This is a genomic window from Streptomyces sp. F001 (assembly GCF_004187715.1).
In the GTDB taxonomy this organism is placed as follows: domain Bacteria; phylum Actinomycetota; class Actinomycetes; order Streptomycetales; family Streptomycetaceae; genus Streptomyces; species Streptomyces flavusporus.
Genome location: NZ_QZWF01000002.1, coordinates 643,978 through 666,648, shown reverse-complemented (window position 1 = coordinate 666,648; position 22,671 = coordinate 643,978). Strand labels below are relative to the sequence as shown.

Sequence of the window (22,671 nt, the reverse complement as noted above, 5' to 3'; positions counted from 1 at the left end):
TCCGTACTTCGCGGGTAGCTCGTTCAGGTCTCTGGCCAGCGGGGATGTGTGGGTTCCAGGCCAAGGAGGTCGAGGAGATGAAGCTGGACTCCTCGGCTGATGACGATGGTGGGCGGGTCGGTGGCATGGCCGACCCGCAGCCGCAGGCCGGAGAGGTGGTAGAGGATCATCCGTCCCGTGGGACGGACTCTCTGGTTTCCCGGATACAGGCCCTGCATCTTCTGATCGCCCCCCAGGGCCCGGCGGACCTGGCGCTCGATCAGGCAGAACACCAGCAGGGCCAGGCAGATCACGGTGACCAGTGCGGCGAGGCGCTTGTTGTCCTGGACGAAGATCGGGGTGACGGCCAGGGGGCCTTTGAAGTTTCCGTAGCGGCGCTCGACGGCACCCTGGCCTTTGTGGCGCCGCAGGACCTCGGCGGCATCGGCCTGTTCGGGGGTGAGGGTGGTCAGCAACGCGTACCAGCCGTCGACTGCCGCCTCGGCATCGAGCACGGCCTGGTCGAAGTGCCAGTGCAGGGCGGGTCGGCCGGCGGTGTCGGTGGTGACGGTCGTGCGCAGGCAGTCGGTCACCCGCCGGGTCTTGGCGATCACGCCGATGCGTGCGGTGACCTTCTCCGCTGTGTTGTAGTAGCGCCCGCCGGCGCCTCGTTGGAGTTTTTCGAGGTCTTCGCGTGCTTTGGCCAGGCGTTTCTCGCGGGCCCGCTGCTGGCCTTTGGCATTGCCGGTGGAGTGCACCAGGATCCGGCGGACTTCTGCCTTGGGGTCACGCTTGCGTGGTCCCGTCAGGACGTGGGTGTCCTCCAGCACGCGGTAGGTCTCCCGCCGGTCGTCCGGGGTGTTCTCGTCCCGGGCCGGGACGTAGTCCACGACGGTGGCCGCATCGAGGTCGAGGGCCGCATAGACCGCGTCGTCGACCATGGAGGCCGGGGCCGGGGCGATGAACGCCGTTCTGGCCGCGATCAGCGCGGTGACGTTGTGGTAGGAGACGAGTTTGGAGTCGGCGATCAGCAAGAACTCCTTGGGCCCTGCTATCGCCCGCAGGCTGTTCATGGTGGAGGTGATCTGGGAGATCTCCGCGGCTCCGCCGTCGATGACGCGCGACAGCAGCGGGATACCGCCGTCGCCGGTCACCGCCAGGCCGGTCTGGATCTGCTTGAGGTCGTACCTGCGGTCCTTGGGATGCCCGTGCCTGACCTGGGGATAGTCCTCGTCCTGGTCATCGGCCGGGTAGGCGCCGTGCAGGGACATGGACGTCATGTCCCAGTGGAACGTGGACACATCGATGCCGAACTCGCCGATCGCGCGGGCGCCGACGCTGTCGGTGATCTCCTGAAGGTGCGGGGCGACGGCGTCCAGCGCCCGGCCCAGGCGGTCGTCGTTGAGCAGCTCCGGCTCGATGCCGAAGACGTCCTCCACCGCCCACTCGCGGCCCAGTCGTCCACCCGCCACAGCGGGGCGGGCGCGGTCAGCCGGTTGGCCACCAGCGTCTCGATGACCGCGCCATGCGTCACATGAGCGATGTCGCGGCCCGGGCACAACCGGTCGACGGTCCCGGCCAGGTCCAGCCGGCGCAGAAACTCGGCAGCGACAGGCAGAGCGCCCAGACGCTTCTCCACCACGGCGCTGACCACGCAGTTCATGCGTGGCCGCACCGTCCGTGGCCGCGGGGACCGGGAAGACTTCGTCACACCCCACCCAACGCCACACCACCGGCCCAGGACACCCCCGGACCGGTCACACCATACGAATCACCGACCCGCGAAGTACGGAGCTAGAGAGAACTGCCGGGATACCGAAGACAACACCCCGGAAACCGGTCAGCATGAACGCGGCCAGGGCGACCCCCAGCCAGGCCACACGGGTCGGCGCAAGCACTCGTGAGGGGTCCTGGGGGTCGTATCGAATCTCGTCGCGGCGCCCTCGCAGTGCCGGATGCGCCGTGACCTTCCGGTCGTCAAGCGTGCGAAATTGGACGATGCAGCTGTCGGCGCTCTCGCTGTACGGGTCCACCTCGAACCTCGCACGCACGGTGATGCCTCGCCGCCACATCACCCACCGCGTGTCCAACTCGGCCATGCCCACCCACATACGCAGCAAAGCGACGCTGAGCGGTAACAACAGCCAGGCGACGAACCCCAGAAAGGCGGGTTCCACCGGCAGCCATACGGTCAGGGGAAACCCCAGGACCACGTACCAGAGCGCACGCCGCCACCACGGGCTGCCACGCAGCACCCGATCACGCAGATCAGCCAGCACCCGCAACGGCCACACCTGCACCGAATGCCGCTGTAGTGGCCGCCGGTTCCCCGACGGGCCAGCGACTGCCCAGCGGCCTCGACCTGGCGGATCTGCGCCCCGGGCACGACGACAGTCGTTCGCCCCCGCCTCCGGTGCAGTGCGCTCTGCTCCATCCACACCCGGGTACGGCCGTTGACCAGAACAACGCCTGCTGCAGGCCCAGCGTTTGATTTCCCCACCACGCGGTGGTCCGCCGTCACCGTCCCAGCCTGCCTGCTGTACAGGACATTCTCCGCCGCGGTCTCCTTTCACTCAGTCCGTCGGCCGAGCGGTGTTCGCGCTTTGGTCTGCTGCGGCAGCACCTCCAGCAGGCCTGCCGATGTCCTGCTCGTGCCGGCCGGGCTGGTGACCGGTTGCTCAGGCCGGATAGGGGTTGTAGCAGTCCAGGGCGGGGTGGTACAGCACCTGCCAGGTGCGCGCATCGATGACGCCGCTCTCCGGCAGGCCATGGCACCCCTGGATCCATTCGATCTTCTTCAGCATGACAGAGTCGAAGACCCCGTCGAGAGCCAGTTTGGGCGGCTGGCCTCCCCACCTGTTGCTCAGGCATTCCGCCTGCTTCACCGCCACCGCAGTGTCACCGTACGCAAGCGTGGGCCGATACGTCGATGAAACGTGGGAGCACTCGCCGGGGACGGCTGCGGCGACCTGTGGCACAGCCGGACCCAGCGATGCGGCTGTGCACAGCGCGGCGGTGACCAGTCTTCGCTGTCTCATGCCGATCCTTCCGGCCCGGCCGCTCGCTGGGCGTCTGGGGTCGAGGAGTACGCCCTATTCTCCCCTCCTTCAGCAAGGGCCGCGAGTTACAACCCGGCACGGCCGAAGGTCCGTGGCGCGACCGAAGCCAAAACCGAGCGGCGGGCCGCGCTGTGCAAGGAAGCGCTCTTGGATGCCGTTGCCCGTGCCGAAACGTATGTGATCTCGCAGCTGCAGGCTTGAAGTCCTTGCCGTCGTCGTCCCGGAGACGTGCTGCGGTACAGCAACGGAGTACAGAGCTCCTGTCGGCAACCGAGGCCGTCCTGGACACCTTCGAGGCCGGGTTGCCCACACTCGCCGAGGGAGACGACGAACGGGTCTTCGCCGTAGTGCGGCGCGTCGTTCTGGCCCTGAACGCCGTGAACGAAGCTCACGACGAGTGCGCCTTCGAGACCGATGAGCGCGAGCAGCTGTGCATCTGCATCGACGAGGCACTCACTGAGCAAGGTGTCGACGTCGCGACCCTGACCGCCAGGCGCGGACTCGGGCGACACGAGCTCACGGACCAGTGGCGGGATTGGTGAGCAAGCCACCGTTATGAGAGGTCAGGCTGACTGTGCCCCGCCTCGGTTCCCGTCTCGTTCATCTGCGTACGCGGGCGTTCAGTTGCGTTCCACAGCTGGCGCTGTACGGGCCGCCGACCACCCATGAACGCAGGTGAACGGCCCTGTACGCGGCCCTGTGAGGCGCCACCACAGTTGGAAAGCGTGTGGGCCGGGAGCTGCATACTGCATCGCCGGTCGACCGCAGCCCGCGTAGGGTCACGCGTCGGGGGCGACTCGCTGATGGACGGCACGCGGCTCGGCGGCAGGGGGCGGCCCGCACGATCGGTGCAGGGAACAGGGGGACCGTGAGCAGGAGACGCTACGTGGCAAGGGGCGTGCCAGGTGGTTACCGGATCTGGGACAACCGAGGACGTCGATGGTGGGGCGATCTCTACGAGTTGTGTCCTGACGATCTCGTGGCCGAGCTCAACGGCCAGGCGGACCACGCACGGATCACTGCACTGATGAAGCGCTACAGGGCGCAGAAGCGGTAGGTAGTGCCGAGCACGGATGACAAATGCGCGCACCGCAGCCGCACCAGATCGGGCGGGGACCAGCCGGGAATCACGGGGAAAGCATCACCTCCCGCCATGGCTTCCTGTCGACCATTCGCCCAGGTCAGCCCCACATCGAGCCCCAGATCCTCTCAGCTTCCCAAGCTGATGCTTCCGCTGTCGCCAGGTGCTGGCCGTCGCGGCTTCCTCTGGTCGACGACACGCCCCTGCAGCGTGGCCGAGGCCGGTGCAGCGAGGCACACGCGCACCTGGTCGGTCGGCACTCCCGACGCCGTGGCTGGCTGTCGTCGACTGAGGCAGCGTCGGATCGGGATGAGTTGTCAGAAGCTGCTGTCTTTTCGATCTTGAGCGGTGGCGGTCGAACGCGGGTTCCCGGCCGGGTGGTCCTGCCGTGGCGAGGGCATGAGGAAGGGACCTCCTGAACAGCTCGTGGGTGTCGGATCCATGGAGCAGCAGGAGGTGCCGGTGCCGCAGCCTTCCGTGTCGATGGCCGGGCAGTCCAACTCGACTGCTCTGTCGTGTGATTGCCTCGCGCACGTGTACGGCGACGCGGCCGGCCCGGCCCGAGCGGCAGCGCCGGTGGATGAACAACCGCCAGTCCACTGCGGCGGAGGCTCGGCCGGGCACCAGGTTGACACTCACGCCTGTCTGGCAAGTGCCGCGCTCGCCCAGGGCGCCGCAGTACATCCGGGCCACCCCAGGGGAGCCATAGCCGTCCTTGGGGAAGCCGCTGTCGTCAATCGCGTACGCCTCCGGGGCGATGTGCGCCGCCGCCCAGCGGGCCACCCGCCGCCGCACTCGACGTAGTCCCAGGTGGAGGAGGAGATGAACTGCTGCAGCTGCTGGTGGTCCACGCCCAGGCGCTCAGCCATCGGCTGCATCGACTTGCGTTTGCCATCCAGCATCAGCCCGCACACATACAGCTCGCCCTTGGCTCGCCGGTCCCGCCGCGCGAGCGAGCCGAGCATCTCTGCCGCGAACGCTTCCAAGCGAGGCGGACCTCGCACTCTGCTCAGGTGTCACACCTGATGCAAGATCACACGCCACACGACAGACGGCAGTTGGGGTACCTGACGAAGCCCTACCTGTAACTCCTAATTTAGGAATTAATATTGACGCGCGCCGGTAACCGCTGCAAGATCCCGGAGACAAACCGCAGGCGCGCGGGCATTGACTGGTCCGAAGACCGACCGCCATCCCCTCCACGAGGGACCGGCACTTCGGACTCACGACCAGGACGGGTCGGCACGCCTGATCGATCGGACAAAGGATCCGACGTGAAACGACATCTCACCGTCCTACTCGCCCTCCTGACCGGCTTGCTGGTCGTGCCGGCACCCGCCCACGCCGGCCCAGCGGCCGGCACTGTCGCCGTCACGGCGCCAGCACCTCAGCAGGTGCTGAGCCCGACGCCGTACATGGGCTGGAACACCTACTACGCGCTCGGTGGCGATCCGACCGAGGCCGAGGTCAAGTCAATAGCCGACTTCCTGGTCAGCAGCGGCCTGCGCGACGCCGGCTACGAGTACGTCTGGATCGACGGCAACTGGGCGGCGCCGACCCCACGCAGCTCGGCCGGCGACCTGGTGGCCAACCCCGACCAATTTCCGAACGGGCTGAAGCCGCTGGTCGACTACATCCACGCCAAGGGCCTGAAGGCCGGCATCTACACCGACGCCGGCCCGTACATCCCGGGCAAGTGCGGACTCGGCAGCGGCGGCCACTACCAGCGCGACGCGGACCAGTTCGCCGCCTGGGAGTTCGACGCGGTCAAGGTGGACTACCTCTGCGGGATCGCCGCGGACCTCGACCCGAAGACCGTCTTCACCGAGTTCGCGCAGGCGTTGCGGAACAACGCCAGCGGGCGCCCCATGATCTTCAACCTCTGCAACCCGGTGACCTCCCCGGACTGGGGCAACTACCCGGAGGAGCAGCAGTCGACGTACTCCTGGACCTATGCGCCGGCGATCGCGCAGTCCTGGCGGACGTACACGGATGTGGGTTTCGTCGGCGAGATCAAGTTCAAGGACGTGCTGCGGAACTACGACGCGAACGCGCGGCACCCCGAGGTCGCCGGGCCGGGGCACTTCAACGACCCGGACTACCTCGGACCTGAGCTGGGGATGACCGACGAGGAGTTCCGTACCCAGATGACGCTCTGGTCGGTGGCGGCCGCGCCGCTGGTGATCGGCAGCGACGTCCGTAAGCTCAGCCGGACCTCGCTCGGCATCCTCGCGGACCGCGATGTACTCGCGATCAACCAGGACACCGCCGGCGTCCAGGCCGTCCGCGTCGGCCCCGCCGGTACGACGGAGACCTGGGTGAAGCGGCTGGCAGGCGGTGACCGTGCCGTGGTGCTGCTGAACCGGGGCGACAGCCCGACGACTCTGACCACGAAGGCGCGGTCGGTCGGGTTGTCCGGGGATCGGTTCACCCTGAAGAACGCCTGGACCAACCAGGTCACCGAGAGCGCCGGCACCATCAGTGCCGCCGTCCCGGCCCACGGCGCGGCCCTGTTCCGGGTCGGCCCGGCCGTCGGCAAGCCCGGTGTTCCGCACGTCGTGGCCGGCCTGCCGCAGGTGACGCAGGTCGGTGGCGACGCGGTGCCGGCCGGGGTCGCCCCGGTGGTCGCCGGCGGCGACCAGGCCCGGGTCGAGGTCACCGTCCGTAACGACGGTGCGCAGCCGGTCTTCGCGCCGCGGGTTGAGCTGACGGTGCCCGCCGGCTGGACGGCCCGTCCGCTCGGCACAGCGCCGAAGCTGCTGGACACCAACAGTTCCGAGACCTTTGCCTTCACGGTGACCCTGCCGGCCACCGCCGAGCCGGGCAGCACCGCGCTGACCGCCACCACGTCGTACAAGGTGATCGACAAGGGACAGTTGCGGCAGGAGACGGCCACGGCGGTAGTTGTCGCACCGGTGGCGCCGGACGGCGACGTCGTACTGTCGCACCACAAGTGGATCAGCGCCACCAGCGGGTGGATGAGCCCGACGGTCGACCTGAGCGTCGGTGGCTGGTCGCCGATCAGCATGCTCGGCCAGGTCTACCCGACCGGTATCGGGGTCGCCTCGCCCTCCGAGGTCCGCTACTACCTGGGCGACCGGTGCAGCCGGCTGACCGCGACCGTCGGCATCGACGATGCGGTGCGCAACGTCGGCCCCGAGGGCGGCACGTCGACCTTCAAGGTGATCGGTGACGGGCGGGTGCTGTTCGACAGCGGTGTGCTGACCCGCGACGACATCCGCCAGGTCGACATCGACCTGACCGGCGTCCGGGTGCTCGACCTGGTGGTCGGCGACGCCGGCGACGGCGGCTACAACGACCGCGCCAACTGGGCCGGTCTGAACGCCACCTGCTGATTCGGCTCGGCCGCACCCAGGTGACACCTCACCTGGGTGCGGCCGATTCACCAGGACTTTGAGACGCCGTGGCGCGGTCAGGCGCCACGGCGTCGTGATGTCGGGCCGGCCCGGATGGGGAGCGGACGGCGTCAGCGCGCCGCAGCACAACGAGTTCGGGGTTGTCCCCATGGATCTTCGACGATGTGTCGGGTGGCCAGGTGGTCCCCGCCCACGCGGGGGTTGTCCCTTTGGCGGGACGATCGCGTCCCCCTCGGCGAGTGGTCCCCGCCCGCGCGGGGGTCGTTCCCCCCTCTTCGGTGATCGTGTCTGGTCACCCCAGTGCCATAGCCCCTGCACGCTCCAGATCTGCAGGAGTATCGATGGCGATGCCGACGTTCTGCACCCGCACCATGGCTACCGGATGCGAGTGCTCAACGAAACGCGGCATCTCAATGCCCTCAACATTTTCCACGTGGCCTGGGCGAAGGCCGGCGAAAGCGCGCAACGCATCGGGCGTGAAAGCGTAGAGGCCCAATTGGCGTAGGTAGGCGGTATGAGCACCTTTCGGGTACGGGATGGGTTGGCGGGAGAATGTCAATGCCGTGCCGTCGGCGCGGAGCGCCACCTTGGCCACGTTGTGGTCGATCACCGCAGCCGGGCACTCGATCTCGGCGTAGGCGTTCGCGACAGCGTGAGGCTGAGTCACTGGCGTCAGGAAGGTCGCGACGACCGCGTCTATGGCGGCCGGTGAGATGAAGGGCTCGTCTCCCTGCACGTTGACGATGACTTCAGCGTCCAGGGACTTGGCGCACTCGGCCACGCGATCTGTGCCGCTGAGTGTTCGCCAGTCATCCGGTGAGGGATGCCGAGCCGTGTGCAGGCGTCGGCTATTCACTCGTCGTCGGTGGCCACGATGGCTTCATCGACGTGCCGGGCCTTCAGGCACTGCTGGTGCACGTGCCACATCAGTGGCTTGCCAGCCAGCGGGGCGAGGGGTTTGCCAGGGAAACGGGTCGATCCGTAGCGGCACGGGATCACAGCGACGGCACGGGGCATCAGACGGACTCCTCCAAGTAGCGGAGTTGCTGTTCCATACCGTCGGTCAGTGAGACCTCCGGCTTCCAGCCGAGCAGGTCGCGGGCCCGGGTGATGTCCGCGAGGGTGGCCGGGACGTCTCCGGCTCGGGCTCCTGCCTGCACGACGGGGACCGGGCGGCCGGTAAGCCGGTAGGCGATGTCGAGTACGTCGGAGACAGAAGTGCTGCATCCAGCGCCGATGTTGATCACGGTGTTGGCGGTGGGCGTGAGAGCCGCCGCGATAGTGGCGTGTACCACGTCGTCAACGTACGTGAAGTCCCGTTGCTGGAGACCGTTGCCGTAGAGCTGCAGCGGGGTCTGGCCGAGGGCGGCGCTGAGGACGCGGTGGATCAGCATGTCGGGGCGTTGGCGCGGGCCGAACACTGTGAAGTAGCGGAGCGCGACGACGCTGGTCGCCGCGTCGAGGCGGGCTGCGTGGGCGAGGCACAGTTGCTCGGCCGCGAGCTTCGTGACGGCGTAGGGCGAGAGCGGGCCGGGGCGGTCGGTCTCTCTGCTCGGGGAACCGTCGGTTGCGCCGTACACGCTGGACGACGAGGCGAGGACCACCCGTTGGATGCGGAGGCGGGATGCGACGATCATGATCCTCTGCACACTCTGGATGTTCGCAGCGACGTAGGCGTCGAACTTGGGCCCCCAGGAGGGGCGGACGCCAGGAAGCGCCGCGAGATGGAAGACGGCGTCGGCATCGAGTAGCACCGGGTCCAGGGGGCAGGTCATCACGTCCGCGGTGAGCGGGACGAAGTTCGGGAACGTGGTGAGCTCGGTGAGGTTCGCGGTGGCCAGGGGGTCGCGCTGCGGGTCCCGTCGGTCGACGCCGATCACGGTTGTACCCGCTTCCAGGAGCGCGCGGCTGAGGTGGGAGCCGATGAAGCCGGCCGCGCCTGTGACGACGACCCGGCGGAGGTGTTGCGGGGTGGACGGGTCGGTGGGGTGAGTCAGGTGCATGTACGGCTCCGGGGCGTCGATGTCGGGTGTACGCGTGTCCAGGGCCAGCGGTAGCCCCCGCGGCCGAGGTAGGGCGCGGTGAGGATGCCGTGGAGTTCGGCGTATTCCATGAGCTGGGTGAGGGTGGTTTGGCTCAGCTGGGGGTGGTGTGTGGCGGCGGCCGAGTTGTACGCGGTGAGGGCCTGCTCGATCAGAGCGACCGGGAGCGGGCCGTACGTCATGGACAGGGTGACCACGAGCTTCGCCAGGTCGTAACCAAATGGGGCGAGGGTGAGGTCATCCGTGTCGACGGTGACTGGTGGACCGGATGGGGCGATCAGGATGTTGCGTGGGTTGGTGTCCTTGTAGAAGGTGGCGGGGCGGTCCGCCGTCCGGTGGAGGAGGGTGAGGGCGGCGTCCAGGGCTCGGGCCGAGGCCATGTAGCCCGCCCGGAGGCGCTGGTGCAGGGCAGCCGCCCGCGGGGCGACGAAGCCCGCGATGACGTGGCCGTCCGATACGTACGCCGTCGTGAGCCGGGCCCTGCGCAGGCTGCTGCGCCATGCCGCTTCGTGACACAAGCCCAGGTGTCGAGCGACTCGTTCCAGGTCGCGGGGTTCCGCATGCCGGCCGTCGGCCCACGCGAACGTCAGCTCCCTCGCCCGAGACCCGGTGATCGGGGGCAGCGCCATGGGTTTGGCATGGCGGCGGAGCCACTCGTGGTTGCGCTGAGCCGCGACGCGCTTCGCCTCAGTGGCGTACGCCTTGGTGAAGATCCGCCCGGTCATGAGCGGTTGCCAGGTCGGACCGAGTGGACGTCGAGAACGTCAGCTACCCGGCCGCCGTTTTGCTGAGCCAACGCCGGGCATGGCGTCGGCTGGTGAGGATGACGACCTGAGCGTGGCTCCGAGCGTGCTCGTCGATCTTCGTCAGCACGCGCGGGCGCATCTTGCGCCGGTACGAGAGGACGTAGCGGATGACGCCCATGTGGATGCGTTTGTAGATCCCGTTGCCCTTGTTCTGGCCGTGGCCGTGTCGGAGCTGTCGGGAGAGGACGCCCCAGAGGCAGGTCAACGTGGGCATGTCCATGAACACCACGGTGTCGCAGGCTTCCAGCCGGATCTGGAGGGTCGAGTTGTAGTTGCCGTCGATCACCCAGCTCGGGGCGGCAACCAGGTCGCGCTGCAGTTGCGCGAACTTGTCCTTCGGCAGCTCGTTCCAGTCGTCGTCGTAGTAGACCGCGTCCAGGTGCGTCACCGGAGCACCGAGGCGTCGGCCGACCTCCCGGGCAACGTACGACTTGCCGCTGCCTCCGCAGCCAACGATCGCGACCCTCTTCATGGTGCTCCAGGGTAGGGGGACGGAGTGGGTTCATCGGGCGTCTCCGGCAGGGGCGACGGTGTCCAGAAGTCCGTTGAGCACCTTGATCTGCTGGCTGAGCCGGAACGGCTCGAGACGGGACACGCAGTCCGCGAGCAGTCGGACATGGGTCTCCGTGCCGGCTTCCGTGTGGAGTCGACGCAGGGTGCGTACGACGTCCGAGCCGTTCCTTACGAGGAGCGCGTCCGGGACGAAGCGTTCGGCATGGCGAATCTCCGCAGGGCAGAGTGGCAGGCAGCCGGACAGGACGGCTTCGAAGATCCGTTGGGTCATCTGTCCGGCTCGGGCGTAACGCTGGGGCAGCAGCAGGACAGTGGCCAGTGCCATGCCGTATAGCGCCATCGCGTCGTGGAAGCCGAGGCGACCGAGGAAGGTGACGTGGGACCAGCGGGCGGTGTCCTGCCACTTGCCCGCCACGGCGTGTGGGACGTGCTGCGCGGCGGGGGCGAAGTAGCGGTCGAAGGCGTCGTCCCGGTCGTACTGGTTGCCGACGTAGGCGAGCGCGAGCGGTCGGTTGGCGCGTACCAACGCTTCGGGAGCGGTTCGGTCGAGCCACTGGTCGGATACGGGGAAGAGCAGGGACGTGGCGCCCGGTGACGGAGTGAGGGTCGCTTCGCAGACGGCGACTCCGGGATGGTGTCGCCACGGGGAGTCGGCTGGGAGGCGGCGGTCCTTGTCCCAGATGACGGTGGGGATGCGGCGACCGGCCGTGTAGTGATGCAGGAGTTCGCTCTGGCGGTGCAGATCGCAGGTGTGGCCGGGGCTTCCGCACTCCGTCGTGTTCCGGCCCGGGATCGGCCAGCGCCATTCCAGGAACAGCACGTCGATCTCGGTGAAGCGTGAATCGAAGTCATAGCCGAGGATGTCGCCGGCTTCACGGCGGTCGCGGTCGGCCTGGAGGAAGACGATCCGGTGGCCGGACGCGATGAGCGCGTCGACGAGGGGGCGGCGGTGGCTGCGGCCGCCGTCGGGAGTGTCTGTGATGCCGGGGCCGAGGAAGCCCCAGAAGCTGTAGCCGATCCTCATCTCTTCGTCACCCACCAGTCCTCGAGGAGAAGCGCGTCGAGCCCGGAGCCGGTCAGGCAGTCCAGGGCCATCTCCGGCGTGCCGCAGATCGGCTTGCCTTTGATGTTGAGGGAGGTGTTGATCAGCACGGGTACGCCGGTGCGTCGTGCGAAGGCATCCAGTACGGCATGGAGCAACGGGTTCTGGTCGGGTCGGACCGTCTGTACGCGGGCGGTCCCGTTGGCGTGCACGATCGCCGGTATCTGCTCACGGGCCTTGGCCGTGACTCGTGATGCCATCGACATGAAGGGCGCCGCTTGGCCGAGTGTGAAGTACTCCCCCGCGCGCTCCTCCGGGACGACCGGCGCAAAGGGTCGGAACGGCTCGCGGAACTTCACTGTGGCGTTCAGCCGGTCCACGACTCCTTCGCTCAACGGCGACGCCAGGATGGAACGGTTGCCGAGCGCACGCGGGCCAGCCTCCACCCGCCCCTGGAAGAGGCCGACGATCCGGCCTTGAGCCAGCTGGTCGGCGAGGAACTCCGCGCGGGCGCGGTCCGACGTGAGGCGTTGCGTCCGTAGCCCCGGCCAGCGATCCCAGCCGACGACCGGAGACGTCCAGGAAGGGCCGAGGTAGCAGGCACCTTCGATGTCCGTCAGCGGTTGCGGGGCCGTGGCCAGGTGGACGGCGGCGGCCGCACCGATCGCCGTGCCGGAGTCCCCCGGTGCGGGCGGCACGAAGACCTCCTCGAAGATGTCCTCCTCGACAATGCGGCCGATGCCGACGCAGTTGGCCGCCACCCCGCCGCCCACGCAGAGGCGCGGTGATCGTGTGCGTCGCCGCGCCATGCGGGCCAGGTGGAGGAGCACCGCCTCCGTACGCTCCTGCAGCGCGGCGGCGAGATCCCGGTGGACCTCCTCGACGGGCTCGTCCGGGCGGCGAGGAGGGCAGGTCTCCGCGATGAACCGCGGAGTGACACGTGCCGCACCGCTACGCAGCGTCCTCGGCGGGAAGAGCTCGGGGGCGACCACGAAACCGTCGTGGGTCGTCCGTACGGCGTGTGCGAACAGCCGCCGGAAGCGGGCCGGGTCACCGAGCGCGGCCAGCGCCATCACGGTCCCCTCCTCGTCGCCGCGCCGCCAGCCGAGGTGCATGGTGACCGCGCCGTACACGTAGCCCAGGGAAGCCGGGTCGTCGATCGCATGGAGGGTGCGCAGGGCGGGGCGCCCGGGGCTCGGCGTCCGCCCGTGGGCGATCGTCGTGGTCTGGGTCTCGCCGAGGCTGTCCACCACGAGGACCGCTGCCTCATCGAATCCGGAAGCGGCAAAGGCATACGTCTGATGAGCCCTGTGGTGTACGAGCGAGCGGACTTGGGCGCCCGAGAACTTCCCTGCCAACGTGCGCTGACGCCCCATCGTCCGCCCCGCGACCGTCGCGAACCCCAGCGCTCGGGGCACTGCCCGGCTGCGCGTCTCGGCGGCGAGCAGCAGCGTCGAGGCGCGCGGCACAGCGCGCAGATAGTGCGCGGCGGTGAAGTTGTACCCGACCGCATCGATGTCCTCCGGCCACAGCCCGGCTTCCTGCAGCAACCAGGTGACGGCAAGCTCGGGATACGCCTTGGTGTGCTTCACCTGGCACAGTCGTTCCTCCTCGACAAACCCGACAAGACGGCCGTCGACGATCAGCGCGGCCGCCGAGTCGTGGGTGTACGAGCACAGGCCGAGCACCGCCTTCATCGCGCCGCTCCGGAAGTCGTCACGCGCGCGGCCCTGCGGGCTCGCAGGTGGGCGTACCAGTCGACGAGTGCGATGCCGAGGGGCCCCGTCATGTCCCCGGCGATGCCCTCCGCGCGCTCCAACTCGCCGCGCTTCCACAGGCGGTAGCTGTGCATCGCCGCGCCCATGTGGCTCCATCCCGGGTGCGCCGGCACCTTTCCGTCCCGCCGGACCTTGCTGAGCAGCTCGTCGAATCCCTCCCAGGGAGCCGTGAGTTCGGGCATCTCCAGGACCGGCCTGGTTTCGGTGAGGGGCAGCGCGACGGCGGCGGGCATGTCTCGTTCGTACAGATGCAGGGAGTCGACGTGGTGGTGGTACGTGCCGAGGCCGGCACCCGCCCACCCCGCCATCAGCTCGTGCAGCACGGTGGCGAAGAACAGGTCGTACGGGAAACCGACCCACACGTCCTGGCTGCGCATCGTGGTCGACATGTGCAGCCGTCCCTGCCGCAACTGGAAGCGGAACCCGAGCGTGCAGGGCACGTCGCGATGCCCCCTGGCATCACGGACCGGGTCATAGAGCTGGATCACCGCGCGCCGGGAGTCAGGGTCCTCCCGGAGGGTCCTGACCGCCTCGGTGAGCTGGTCGACCTGGCCGCCCCAGCGGCGCATCCGCGGCCCGTATGCGCCACGCAGCATGCCGTCGTCGGCGTACCGGCGCAGTCGGCTGTTGTAGTCGAAGATCCAGGGCGCGTCCGAGCCGATCAGGTGCCAGACCGTCTCGGCCGCTGCGAAGGCGGGGTTGAGGATCCGGGCCGGCGGCAGGTGGAGGAGGCGGGCGCGGGGCCTGGTCAGCGTCAGGTGTACGCCGAGGAGTTCCCGGGTTGGCATGCCTCGCGGGCTGACGGGGCGTCCGTGGTCAGCGGTCTCACGTACGGCTTCCACGAAGAGCAGGGCGGCGCTGTCGCCCTCGATCGAGATGGTCATCGGTAGTCCATTTCGTAGGTGGCAGCGTCACGAGGTCGTGTTCTCGGTCATGGCCTTGACGACGATGTCGGCGACGGCCGCGGCACTGCGGCCGTGCCAGCGGCAGATGGAGTCCTTGGCCGCCGCGGGGACCCGGACGGCGTCCGGGGTCCGGTCGATGCGTGCAAGAGCGACGGTGATCTCGACGTCGGACTCGCAGCGCTGAGCGGCCCCGTGGTCGGCGAGTCGGAGCGTGCGGGTCGCGGGCAGGGCAAGTTCCAGCACGGGTACGTCGAGGAGAAGTGCCTCGATGCCACAGGTGGACGAGGCACTGATCAGGGCGTCCGCCCCGGCAAGACAGCCACGGGCGCCCACCTCCGGCGCGGCCACAGCCACCGTGACGTCCTTGACCGAGTCGTGGAGCGCCGTGAAGGCGGATGGCCCCTGTGCGGGGTGCGGAGCCACTACCAGACCCCAGCGGTGGGCCGTGTTCCGCAGCCCTTCCGCAATCACGTCGAACTGGCCGGTCAAACGCTGCTCGCTGAAGGGCTGGCAGGCCCAGACGGCAATCCTCGGCGGCTCAACGTGAGCCTGTCTGGACAACAGGCTGCTCAGGTAAGCGCGTTGCTGGGAGGAGTCAGCGCTCGCAAGTGCGTCGAAGCGGGGCTGGCCGACGATGTGCGTGCGGGCGTCGGCGCGCCGGGTCCAGGTGTGCGCGGTGAGCACGTCACGAGAGCCCATGACGGCGATGTGGCGGCAGTGCTGCGCCCGCCAAGTGACCTGTCCGTCGACCCAGGCGCCGTGTTGGACGTAGACGGTGTTCGCTCCCACGCGTTCGGCCGCGTTGACGGCCAGGACGCCGAGGGGGCTGGTGTCGTTGCTGCACAACAGCACGTCAGGACGGAGCGCCGCGAGGGCGGCGTGCAGCCAACGCTCGGCCACGAGCGCGGACGCCCACGACGGCTGGGTGCAGTCGGCGCTGCGTACGAGGACCTGCGAGACGAGGTGAGCCAGGCGGCCGAGCGAGATCTCATGCCGGCCGACAGGCGCGGTCGGTCCCTCCGAAAGCGCGTCCTGCTGCCGGAACGGCGGTCCTCCGCTGTGGGCAAAGACCGAGCCTGGAAGCCGTACGACCGTGATCCCCGGCATACGCGGCTCGGGAAACCGCTGTGCCACCTCGGTGGACGCGTCCACGACCGTGGTGGCGATGCCTCGGCCGGCCAGCTCGACAAGCACCGGCAGCAGGGTCGCCGCGTGGCGGGACGACCACGAGATGGCGCACACCGGCGTGCTGGGCATGCCGGAAGGCGGCCGCACGCCCTCGGGTTGGGTGCTGTTGAGTTCGTCCTGCCGTTCTCCGCTCTGCAACCCCAGCACGTACGCGACACCGGCGTCGGTCACGTCGTACGAGACGTAGCCGATCGCCGCACTGTCGTGGGCGACGACAAGGGGTTGCTGCCCGTCCACGGCCGACGCGGGCTCGTGCATCGCCAGCAGGCGCCTCACCAGGCGCATGACCAGCCGGCGAACCGGGACGTGGTGCACCCGAAGCCAGCCGACCCCGCCAGGGGTGACGGCCCCGTCTCCGTACGCGGCCTCCAAGGCGGCCATCAGCACGTCGACCTCGCGCTCCAGGGCGTTCGTACTCATACCGAGCCCTTCGCGAGGCGCTCGCGGACCAGGTCGACCAGCTGGGCGGGCTCCTGGAGGATGAGCGGCAGGGGCTCCGTGAGCGCGCCGTATCCCCAGGCGGCGTGCGCGTACCGCAGCCCGGCCCGCTGCGCGGCCTCTTGGTCGACGGCCATGTCGCCGACGTACAGCGCGTCGGCGGGGTCGGTCCCGCATTCGACGAGCGCCAGCAGCAACGAGTCGGGGGATGGCTTACCGCGTCCCTGGTCCGGGGTACGGAGGACAGCGAACGGAGTGCCGAGGGCGTCCACCATCGGCCGTGCCCGGGTAACGGATTTGGACGTCACGACCCCGAGTCGGCAACCCGCCGCGACGATGTCTCGCAGAGCCTGCTCGACGCCGGGGAACGGACGCGCGAGGTGGGAGAAGCGGACGGCCGCGGTCTGGTATGCCTGGGCGAATCCCTCGGTATCCCCCAGCCCGAGGAGCGTCAGGATCTCGTCGAAGGGCCTGCCGAGGTGCTCGACATACGCCTCGAAGGGGACCCGAACCTCCAACTGAGTGCTCACGGCCTCCCAGGCCGCCCGCATCACAGGAAGGGAGTTGACCAGGACGCCGTCCAGGTCGAAGAGCATCAGCCCGGGAGCGGGCTCGCTCCCCGCGGGCGGGGGGTTGCTGAGCACGAGTGACCTCCTGTGTGCAAATCGGTGGCAGTTGGCCCGTGCCGGCCGGGGAGCAGGCGACTGTCAGCCGGCACGGGTGCGGGCCGCCTCGCTGAGGTGCGGAGCGAACCGCCTACGGAAACGGCCCACGAAGACGATCGCCGCGTGAACGACGCGGCGATACGCCGTCCATCCGCCGTTTCTCCGCCACTGCGCACCTGGCAGACGGCGTGTCCCCGTCGTACCGATGCACTTCATGTGTCCGGACCCTGGTGAAGCCCGTCGGCAGCTACCGGGAATGAGGCACAGGGTGTTCCACTCACAGACCGGCCATGTCACAAGGCACGACTTCGCGGACGAGCGCGTCCATCACCGCTGGGTGAATCTGCGGAACGTGGAGGAGCCGCTGGTACTCATCCGCGAGCAGGTGCGCGACGCCCTGGACAGACGCGCCGTCGGCTCACGCGTGGACGACACGGCGATCGTCGCCACCGAGTTGGTCACCAATGCGCTGCGGCATACGAGAAGCGGGCCCACCGGCATGGCTATGGACGTCTACGAGGACACCGCGGTGCTCTGGGTCCATGACGGCGACCAGGACGTCGGCGCTGTTCGCCCGAGCGTGCCATCCGATACTTCGTCTCTCGATCCGAAGGAGGATGGCCGAGGTCTCCTTCTCGTCGCCGCCCTCACCACCAGATGGCTGGTCTGGCCCACCTCGGAAGGCAAGGCCGTAGCAGCCGAGATCGATCTGATGGACGGGGCTACTGCCGTACCTGCCCCACGAAATCCGGAGCTGTCAGCGGAAGGCTCTCCAGGACGTCCCACCGGTACGTGACCCCGTCGCGGCGCAGTTCCACGAGCTGCACGTCAGCGACTTCGACATCGACGGCGGGCAGGGAGCGCAGGGAGGCGACGGCGTCCACCACCGGGCGGGCGTCGCGCCGTCGATTGTTGTAGGCGACGCTGAGATGTGGCCGGAAGTGCGCTGTCGGCTTCGGAGGCGTGAGTCCCTCGGCACGCCCGGCCTGCAGCAGCGCGGCGTGGAGTCGTACGAGTGGCCTCCACGGGCCGACGGAGAAACGCACGGCACCTCGGGAACCGGCCAGCGGCACGGCCCGCAGGGTGAAGGCACCGGGTAGAAGTCGCGCCGCGGTTCGGGCGAGCACGTCCAGCCGCCCGCGGGTGACGACATCGCGTCCGCCGACGCGAGCGAGCGTGATGTGCAGCCCGTCCTCGGGGACCAGGTCGAGCCCGAGTGGGGTCAGCACTTCCTGACAGCGCAATGCGAGATCGGTGAGCGCCGATGCGTCAGGAAACGTCAGCATCCAGTAGTACGCCCTGGCACCGTCGAACCAGCCGGGCCGCGACCAGTGGTCGGTCATCTCCGGCAGCGCGCTGAAGGCGGCCCAGTCGTGCGCCGCGATACACGCGAGGTCGTCCAGATCCACCGGAGGCTCGGCGGGAAACGCGGCGGGATCGGCGCTGAGCAGGGGCACGCGGCGCGCTCCTTCGGCATCACACTGCCCTGGAGTGCGACATGGCCAGGGCTGCTGGCTGGGAGCTCCAGGCCCGGAGCTCCTCGCCATATTCGCCTACGCTCGGCTGCTCCCGCCACGGCATGGCCTGCTCGTACAGGTCACGAGCGCGCTGCCAAACCGACCTGATCGGCGTGTCACCGCACAGCACGAGGGCCTCCCTGCCCAGGGACATCGCATGGTCGAGATCCGGCGACGGCTGCTGCAGCAGCGCCGCGGACACGTCGAGCCGTACCAGCGCACGGCTCCAGGCCGAGTCGGAGTGCTCGACGAGATCGTCGATCTGCTGGGCGTCGCTCAGCACCTGGTCGACATTGCCGAGTGACACGTGGGCAGTGACGGCGTTTGCCAGGGTCCTGGCGTGCCCGTACGGCTCGAAGGAGATGCAGGGCGTGATGTCGGCCGGAACGTCGTGGAGCTCCGACAGCTCCAGCGCCTGGCCAACGGCACGGGCCGCCGCCTGCCGCTGTCCCAGCTTCCCGAGTGCTCGAGCACGGCCGTTTGCCAGGAGTCGGATGGACTGAGCACTGCGCGGTGCAAGATCCAGGGCTGAGGCGGCGCAGGCATCGGCCTCGGAGTAACGCCCGGCGTAGTAGAAGCTGAGCGAGAGCGTACCGCCGGCCCAGAGTTCGGTTTCCATGTCGTCGATCGCGCGACTGAGCTCGCGGGCCTCTGTGCAGTACGCCTCAGCGAGTGTGAAGTCGCCCATGTTGACGGCCATGTATCCGAGCAGGCCGGAGGCTCGGGCTGCAAGGCGGAACAGTTCCCGGCGTGCACGAGGTGGCTGGCGGCCGTCGAGCAGGGTGTGGGCGAGCTGTCGCAGGTGGCGGGTCTGGGGGCGGAGGGCACAGGGCCCATCGACTTCGTATCGTGCGGTGACCCCCTCCAGGGACGAGCTGAGGAACGCAAGGGTCGCCTCGTCGGCGTTGTCGGCGGTGAGCTGCCGAGCGCGGGAGACGATGTCAAGGGGGTTCTCGTCGTCTGCGCGCAGCGGAATGCCCTGCGGCTTGTGGGATTGGAACCCGGGTGCACGCGACGCCGTGCTACCGCTCCGCACATCGCGGTCGGGCTCGCGGCCGTTGTCGTCCGCCACGGAGAAGAGCTCGAACACGGGTCTGCCCAGCATGTGCTCCAGCACTCGGCAGGCGTCCGGGCGGGGCAGGGTCTGTAACTCCCCGCCGTACCAGCGGTCGAACTGGCGCGGAGAGACCCTCAGCGACGCCAGACGGGGATCCCCGTCGAGCTCGGCCAGTCTGGCGGCGGCCCGCTCGAACCGCGCCGAGAAGGCTTCGTACGTCGTGAGGTGCCGCCGCTGGAGCAGCTGGCGGAACAACGTCGTCCGAGGCATGGCACACCCTCCTGGTGCGGCGAGCGGGGCCGACGTGGAGGAGCACGCCGATGGCGGGGAGGGCGTGACGCCCGTCGGTCGGCTGCGGCACGCGCCGTGAGAGCGCGGGCCGTGATGCCAGACAGCATGCCGACGTCACGATGAACTAGGCAATATGTCCAGTGAAGTTGACTCGTTTGGGTTGTAGGAGCGGTGGCTGTACCGAGAGACTTCCGGCATGGCCGTGAAGAGGAGTCTGGTACCGCAGTCCGTGTACCGCCGACAACTCGCCACTCGCCTCAAGGAGTTGCGGGACGCGACCGGGCTCACCCTCACCGAAGTCGCCGAGCAGCTCGAGGTCAATCAGGGGTCACTGAGCCGCATCGAGAACGGGGAGCGTGGCACAACCCCAGTCCTCGTGCGGGCGCTCCTGGACCTGTACGACGTCGAGGACGAGGCCCTGCGGGCCGACGTGCTCGACCTCGTTCGGGCGGACAAGGAGCAGCAGAAGCCCTGGTGGCGGAAGTACTCGACGGTGCTGACCGCGACCCGCTACGACGGCTATCTCGCCCTGGAGGCCGGCGCGACGTACCTCGCCAACTACCAGCCGATGCTCGTACCCGGCCTCCTCCAGACCGAGGACTACGCGCGCGCCGTCATCTCCCAGATGAGGATGGAGCTGCCCCCGCAGCAGGTCGAGTCCCTGGTCAAGGTCCGCCTGGAGCGGCAGAACAGCCGCCTGGGCGGCGAGCAGCCCGCCAAACTCTGGGCGATCCTCGACGAGGCCGTGCTGCGCAGATCGGTCGGATCGGCCGAGGTGATGCGGGAGCAGATGCGCAAGCTGGTGGAGGCGAGCAAACAGCCGAACATCACCGTGCAGCTGCTGCCGTTCTCGCTCGGTGCGCATCCCGGCCTGTACGGTCCGTTCGTCATCCTGGCCTTCCCCGACCCCACACCGAACCTGGTGTGGCTGGAGAACCCCAAGAACTCCGTATACCTCGAGTCCGCCGAGGACGTGGAGAACTACACGGAAATCTTCGACCAGTTGAGGGCATGCGCTCTTGGCCCGTCGGAGACGCGCACCCGAATCACACAGATCAGCAAGGAGCTCGAAGCGTGAGCACGCCGCGCATGACCGTTCCGTCGTACAACGCCCTCCTCGCACAGGCGCGATGGCGGAAGAGTTCGTACAGCGGGGGTGCGAACGACTGCGTGGAGATCGCGGAGCTGGGGGAACACGTCGCGGTGCGCGACTCCAAGGACGTGGAACTTGGGCCGCTGGTCTTTTCGCCGGGAGCGGTGCGGGAGTTGGTGGGTGGGATCGTGTCCGGGAGGGTCTGAGGACCAGCTGCACTCAACTCGAGGCACTGCTCAGCCACTGCGCCTCCTGATGGTGCCTTCGATCAACCGACAGGGTCGGAGGAGCAGATGGGAGGACAGCTCCCGGGCTGAGGGATGCCGTTCTTCCTACCCTGGCGTTGCCAGAGTGTCATCAGGATCACCCTGGTCAGGTGTATCGGCGGCGCTGTCGCTGGCGATCACAGTGCTACCACCAGCCCGTAGCGGTATAGGAATCGTGTCCAACCGTGCCAGGGATGGATCGTTCACCTGGCCGGCTGCTAGCGCCGCTGCGATACCTTGCTCCGCTTCCGTACGCGCCGCCACACCGACATAGATCAAGGTGATCAGGAACGGCAGAGCCAGCAGACACCATGGGCTCCAGCGGATCGCTAGGACGACGCAAGCCGCGGCCAGAGGAGCGAACATCGCGATACGGAAGTCGGCTTCGGAGTCGAGCCGGTTGTGCTCCAGCGCGAGGGGGTCCGACGAGCCGCGCAGGCGCAGGATGATGTTGTAGCTGTCCGCCTTCAATTGATCGGCCAGCGTCTCGGCATCGACGACCCGGCGGACAACCCAGTGGCGGGTCCACCGGTGGGCGAGCGCGAGGTGCTCCCACTCGGCCTTTGCCCGATCCGGTAGATCGGCAGGGGGATCGGCCATCAGCTGGTCAAGGAGTTGGCTGCGGAACGCAGCATCATGGCTGAACCGCTCCGCGAGTCGGCTGACAGCAACGTAGACGAGTGCCTTGTTGGCTTGGACCTCTCGCTGATGGCCAGGAGTGATGGGGGCGATCGCGGTGCGGCGCAGGGCGGCCCCGACCGCGTATGTTGCGCTCAGGCCGAGCCGGGTGGCGATCACACCGAGGATGTAAGCGGCCACGCTGACAGCGATTCCCACCGCGATGAGCCCCGCGGCGTGTGCCAGCCGGTACACATCAGCCAGGACCCCGTGCGCACTGTCTGGCTCAGGCACGCGATAGCCGACAGCAAGCCACAGCACGATCAACCACGTATACCCCACAGTGAGAGGAGTGCGAATCTCCCGTACTCCTGGCAATAGTGTGGCCAACATGCAGCAAGTCTGACCGAAGTCATGATGTCGGGAAATACCCGAACGTGGCGCCGCCCTTCGCTACTGAACTTGAATTCGTGATGTCGGCGGTGTCGCGGAGCCCGCTGGGCGCTGGTCGTTCGGGATCAAGAGCGTGTCTGCAACCAGTGACGCGCGGCGGCCAGTGTCACTTCGATGTCGTCGCTCCATGAACAGACTTCCAGCCACGAGAGGTAGCCGCCCTGGGTGAAGACCAGGATCTCACCGGGACACTCACCGGCTTCGGTGACGAGCTGCGCTTCGGCCGCCACTACCGTGCTGGGGCCGGAGGGTGCAGGTTCCACCTTGCTGGTGTCAAGCTCGAAGTAGGCGGTGCCGCACCCGCATGTGCAGCGTGCTCGCACGCTGAGGTGCGGAACCTGCCTTCGAAGCGCGATATGAACCGAGGTGTCCCCGTTCAGGACTGCCGCAAGCACGTCGGCTACGTCGGCAGGCAGGCTCTCGTTCATCCCGTTCACCGTATCTGACCAGCGACTTTAGACTCCGACCGTGCAGGCCCCATCGCCGATCGGCCAGCCATTGTG

General features: G+C 68.4%; 23 protein-coding genes and 1 pseudogene. 6 read left to right on the top strand and 18 right to left on the bottom strand.

Going from position 1 to position 22,671, the window contains the following annotated elements:
* Nucleotides 1-23: 23 nt before the first annotated feature.
* The 3 genes from StrepF001_RS46315 to StrepF001_RS10690 all read right to left on the bottom strand — a co-directional run bounded on the left by StrepF001_RS46315 (nt 24) and on the right by StrepF001_RS10690 (nt 3,017).
* Nucleotides 24-1,451 (bottom strand): IS1634 family transposase, encoded by a 1,428-nt coding sequence (locus StrepF001_RS46315; protein ID WP_206306810.1) that lies wholly within the window; start codon nt 1,449-1,451, stop codon nt 24-26.
* Nucleotides 1,452-1,736: 285 nt separating this feature from the next.
* Complete coding sequence (locus tag StrepF001_RS10695; protein ID WP_129798054.1) at nt 1,737-2,258, bottom strand: hypothetical protein; 522 nt, start codon at nt 2,256-2,258, stop codon at nt 1,737-1,739.
* 399 nt (nt 2,259-2,657) lie between these two features.
* Nucleotides 2,658-3,017 (bottom strand): peptidoglycan-binding domain-containing protein, encoded by a 360-nt coding sequence (locus tag StrepF001_RS10690; RefSeq protein WP_129798053.1) that lies wholly within the window; start codon nt 3,015-3,017, stop codon nt 2,658-2,660.
* A gap of 323 nt (nt 3,018-3,340) precedes the next feature.
* On the opposite strand from StrepF001_RS10690, the gene StrepF001_RS10685 reads away from it, so the two are divergent.
* On the top strand, nt 3,341-3,580 hold the full coding sequence (locus StrepF001_RS10685) for a hypothetical protein (protein ID WP_240797369.1): 240 nt from the start codon (nt 3,341-3,343) through the stop codon (nt 3,578-3,580).
* A 326-nt stretch (nt 3,581-3,906) separates the two neighbouring features.
* On the top strand, nt 3,907-4,095 hold the full coding sequence (locus StrepF001_RS10680) for a hypothetical protein (RefSeq protein WP_079077019.1): 189 nt from the start codon (nt 3,907-3,909) through the stop codon (nt 4,093-4,095).
* Nucleotides 4,096-4,179: 84 nt separating this feature from the next.
* On the opposite strand, the pseudogene StrepF001_RS47430 reads toward StrepF001_RS10680, so the two are convergent.
* A pseudogene (locus tag StrepF001_RS47430) lies at nt 4,180-5,084 on the bottom strand (transposase).
* A 309-nt stretch (nt 5,085-5,393) separates the two neighbouring features.
* On the opposite strand from StrepF001_RS47430, the gene StrepF001_RS10665 reads away from it, so the two are divergent.
* Nucleotides 5,394-7,475: an NPCBM/NEW2 domain-containing protein gene (locus StrepF001_RS10665; RefSeq protein WP_129798048.1), complete on the top strand. Its 2,082-nt coding sequence runs from the start codon at nt 5,394-5,396 to the stop codon at nt 7,473-7,475.
* Nucleotides 7,476-7,788: 313 nt separating this feature from the next.
* Here StrepF001_RS10665 and StrepF001_RS10660 read toward each other — a convergent pair whose 3' ends face one another.
* The 10 genes from StrepF001_RS10660 to StrepF001_RS10620 all read right to left on the bottom strand — a co-directional run bounded on the left by StrepF001_RS10660 (nt 7,789) and on the right by StrepF001_RS10620 (nt 16,852).
* Nucleotides 7,789-8,277, bottom strand: a complete 489-nt coding sequence (locus StrepF001_RS10660; RefSeq protein ID WP_276322809.1) for a hypothetical protein — start codon at nt 8,275-8,277, stop codon at nt 7,789-7,791.
* A gap of 71 nt (nt 8,278-8,348) precedes the next feature.
* Nucleotides 8,349-8,513, bottom strand: coding sequence for a hypothetical protein (locus StrepF001_RS49455; RefSeq protein WP_276322808.1), 165 nt, complete (start codon nt 8,511-8,513; stop codon nt 8,349-8,351).
* Entirely contained in the window at nt 8,513-9,499 is a 987-nt protein-coding gene (locus StrepF001_RS10655; RefSeq protein ID WP_129798047.1) for an NAD-dependent epimerase/dehydratase family protein, read from the bottom strand. The genes StrepF001_RS49455 and StrepF001_RS10655 overlap by 1 nt, the downstream gene beginning before the upstream one ends.
* Nucleotides 9,490-10,263, bottom strand: coding sequence for a phosphotransferase (locus StrepF001_RS10650; protein WP_129798046.1), 774 nt, complete (start codon nt 10,261-10,263; stop codon nt 9,490-9,492). The genes StrepF001_RS10655 and StrepF001_RS10650 overlap by 10 nt, the downstream gene beginning before the upstream one ends.
* 43 nt (nt 10,264-10,306) lie before the next feature.
* Nucleotides 10,307-10,816 carry a topology modulation protein gene (locus tag StrepF001_RS10645; RefSeq protein WP_129798045.1) on the bottom strand — a complete coding sequence of 170 codons (510 nt, stop codon included), beginning with the start codon at nt 10,814-10,816 and terminating at the stop codon, nt 10,307-10,309.
* Nucleotides 10,817-10,846: 30 nt separating this feature from the next.
* Nucleotides 10,847-11,896 carry a hypothetical protein gene (locus StrepF001_RS10640; protein WP_240797368.1) on the bottom strand — a complete coding sequence of 350 codons (1,050 nt, stop codon included), beginning with the start codon at nt 11,894-11,896 and terminating at the stop codon, nt 10,847-10,849.
* A complete protein-coding gene (locus StrepF001_RS10635) occupies nt 11,878-13,596 on the bottom strand; it encodes a carbamoyltransferase C-terminal domain-containing protein (RefSeq protein ID WP_129798044.1) in 1,719 nt (572 codons plus the stop codon). Before StrepF001_RS10635 ends, StrepF001_RS10640 begins: the two co-directional genes overlap by 19 nt.
* Nucleotides 13,593-14,561, bottom strand: a complete 969-nt coding sequence (locus StrepF001_RS10630) for a thymidylate synthase (RefSeq protein ID WP_129798043.1) — start codon at nt 14,559-14,561, stop codon at nt 13,593-13,595. Before StrepF001_RS10630 ends, StrepF001_RS10635 begins: the two co-directional genes overlap by 4 nt.
* Before the next feature lie 27 nt (nt 14,562-14,588).
* Complete coding sequence (locus tag StrepF001_RS10625; RefSeq protein ID WP_129798042.1) at nt 14,589-16,190, bottom strand: hypothetical protein; 1,602 nt, start codon at nt 16,188-16,190, stop codon at nt 14,589-14,591.
* Nucleotides 16,187-16,852, bottom strand: a complete 666-nt coding sequence (locus StrepF001_RS10620) for an HAD family hydrolase (RefSeq protein ID WP_240797367.1) — start codon at nt 16,850-16,852, stop codon at nt 16,187-16,189. Before StrepF001_RS10620 ends, StrepF001_RS10625 begins: the two co-directional genes overlap by 4 nt.
* A gap of 373 nt (nt 16,853-17,225) precedes the next feature.
* Between StrepF001_RS10620 and StrepF001_RS10615 the strand changes: the two genes are divergently transcribed.
* Nucleotides 17,226-17,669 carry an ATP-binding protein gene (locus StrepF001_RS10615; protein ID WP_129798041.1) on the top strand — a complete coding sequence of 148 codons (444 nt, stop codon included), beginning with the start codon at nt 17,226-17,228 and terminating at the stop codon, nt 17,667-17,669.
* Here StrepF001_RS10615 and StrepF001_RS10610 read toward each other — a convergent pair.
* Together StrepF001_RS10610 and StrepF001_RS10605 are read right to left on the bottom strand one after the other, a co-directional pair.
* Nucleotides 17,596-18,330, bottom strand: a complete 735-nt coding sequence (locus StrepF001_RS10610; protein WP_129798040.1) for a 2'-5' RNA ligase family protein — start codon at nt 18,328-18,330, stop codon at nt 17,596-17,598. The genes StrepF001_RS10615 and StrepF001_RS10610 overlap by 74 nt on opposite strands.
* 19 nt (nt 18,331-18,349) lie before the next feature.
* Entirely contained in the window at nt 18,350-19,717 is a 1,368-nt protein-coding gene (locus StrepF001_RS10605) for a hypothetical protein (RefSeq protein ID WP_129798039.1), read from the bottom strand.
* Between the two features lie 217 nt (nt 19,718-19,934).
* On the opposite strand from StrepF001_RS10605, the gene StrepF001_RS10600 reads away from it, so the two are divergent.
* Entirely contained in the window at nt 19,935-20,816 is an 882-nt protein-coding gene (locus tag StrepF001_RS10600; protein ID WP_129798038.1) for a helix-turn-helix transcriptional regulator, read from the top strand.
* A complete protein-coding gene (locus StrepF001_RS10595; protein ID WP_346656914.1) occupies nt 20,813-21,037 on the top strand; it encodes a DUF397 domain-containing protein in 225 nt (74 codons plus the stop codon). The genes StrepF001_RS10600 and StrepF001_RS10595 overlap by 4 nt, the downstream gene beginning before the upstream one ends.
* A gap of 126 nt (nt 21,038-21,163) precedes the next feature.
* Here StrepF001_RS10595 and StrepF001_RS10590 read toward each other — a convergent pair whose 3' ends face one another.
* A complete protein-coding gene (locus StrepF001_RS10590; protein WP_129798037.1) occupies nt 21,164-22,042 on the bottom strand; it encodes a hypothetical protein in 879 nt (292 codons plus the stop codon).
* 191 nt (nt 22,043-22,233) lie between these two features.
* Complete coding sequence (locus StrepF001_RS10585) at nt 22,234-22,596, bottom strand: hypothetical protein (protein ID WP_129798036.1); 363 nt, start codon at nt 22,594-22,596, stop codon at nt 22,234-22,236.
* Nucleotides 22,597-22,671 lie beyond the last annotated feature (75 nt).

Excerpts from the sequence above, each read along its gene's own strand:
- StrepF001_RS10690 (WP_129798053.1), bottom strand. The coding sequence starts at position 3,017 with ATGAGACAGCGAAGACTGGTCACCGCCGCGCTGTGCACAGCCGCATCG.
- StrepF001_RS49455 (WP_276322808.1), bottom strand. The coding sequence starts at position 8,513 with ATGCCCCGTGCCGTCGCTGTGATCCCGTGCCGCTACGGATCGACCCGT.
- StrepF001_RS10655 (WP_129798047.1), bottom strand. The coding sequence starts at position 9,499 with ATGCACCTGACTCACCCCACCGACCCGTCCACCCCGCAACACCTCCGC.
- StrepF001_RS10650 (WP_129798046.1), bottom strand. The coding sequence starts at position 10,263 with ATGACCGGGCGGATCTTCACCAAGGCGTACGCCACTGAGGCGAAGCGC.
- StrepF001_RS10645 (WP_129798045.1), bottom strand. The coding sequence starts at position 10,816 with ATGAAGAGGGTCGCGATCGTTGGCTGCGGAGGCAGCGGCAAGTCGTAC.
- StrepF001_RS10635 (WP_129798044.1), bottom strand. The coding sequence starts at position 13,596 with ATGAAGGCGGTGCTCGGCCTGTGCTCGTACACCCACGACTCGGCGGCC.
- StrepF001_RS10630 (WP_129798043.1), bottom strand. The coding sequence starts at position 14,561 with ATGACCATCTCGATCGAGGGCGACAGCGCCGCCCTGCTCTTCGTGGAA.
- StrepF001_RS10625 (WP_129798042.1), bottom strand. The coding sequence starts at position 16,190 with ATGAGTACGAACGCCCTGGAGCGCGAGGTCGACGTGCTGATGGCCGCC.
- StrepF001_RS10605 (WP_129798039.1), bottom strand. The coding sequence starts at position 19,717 with ATGCCTCGGACGACGTTGTTCCGCCAGCTGCTCCAGCGGCGGCACCTC.
- StrepF001_RS10600 (WP_129798038.1), top strand. The coding sequence starts at position 19,935 with ATGGCCGTGAAGAGGAGTCTGGTACCGCAGTCCGTGTACCGCCGACAA.
- StrepF001_RS10585 (WP_129798036.1), bottom strand. The coding sequence starts at position 22,596 with ATGAACGAGAGCCTGCCTGCCGACGTAGCCGACGTGCTTGCGGCAGTC.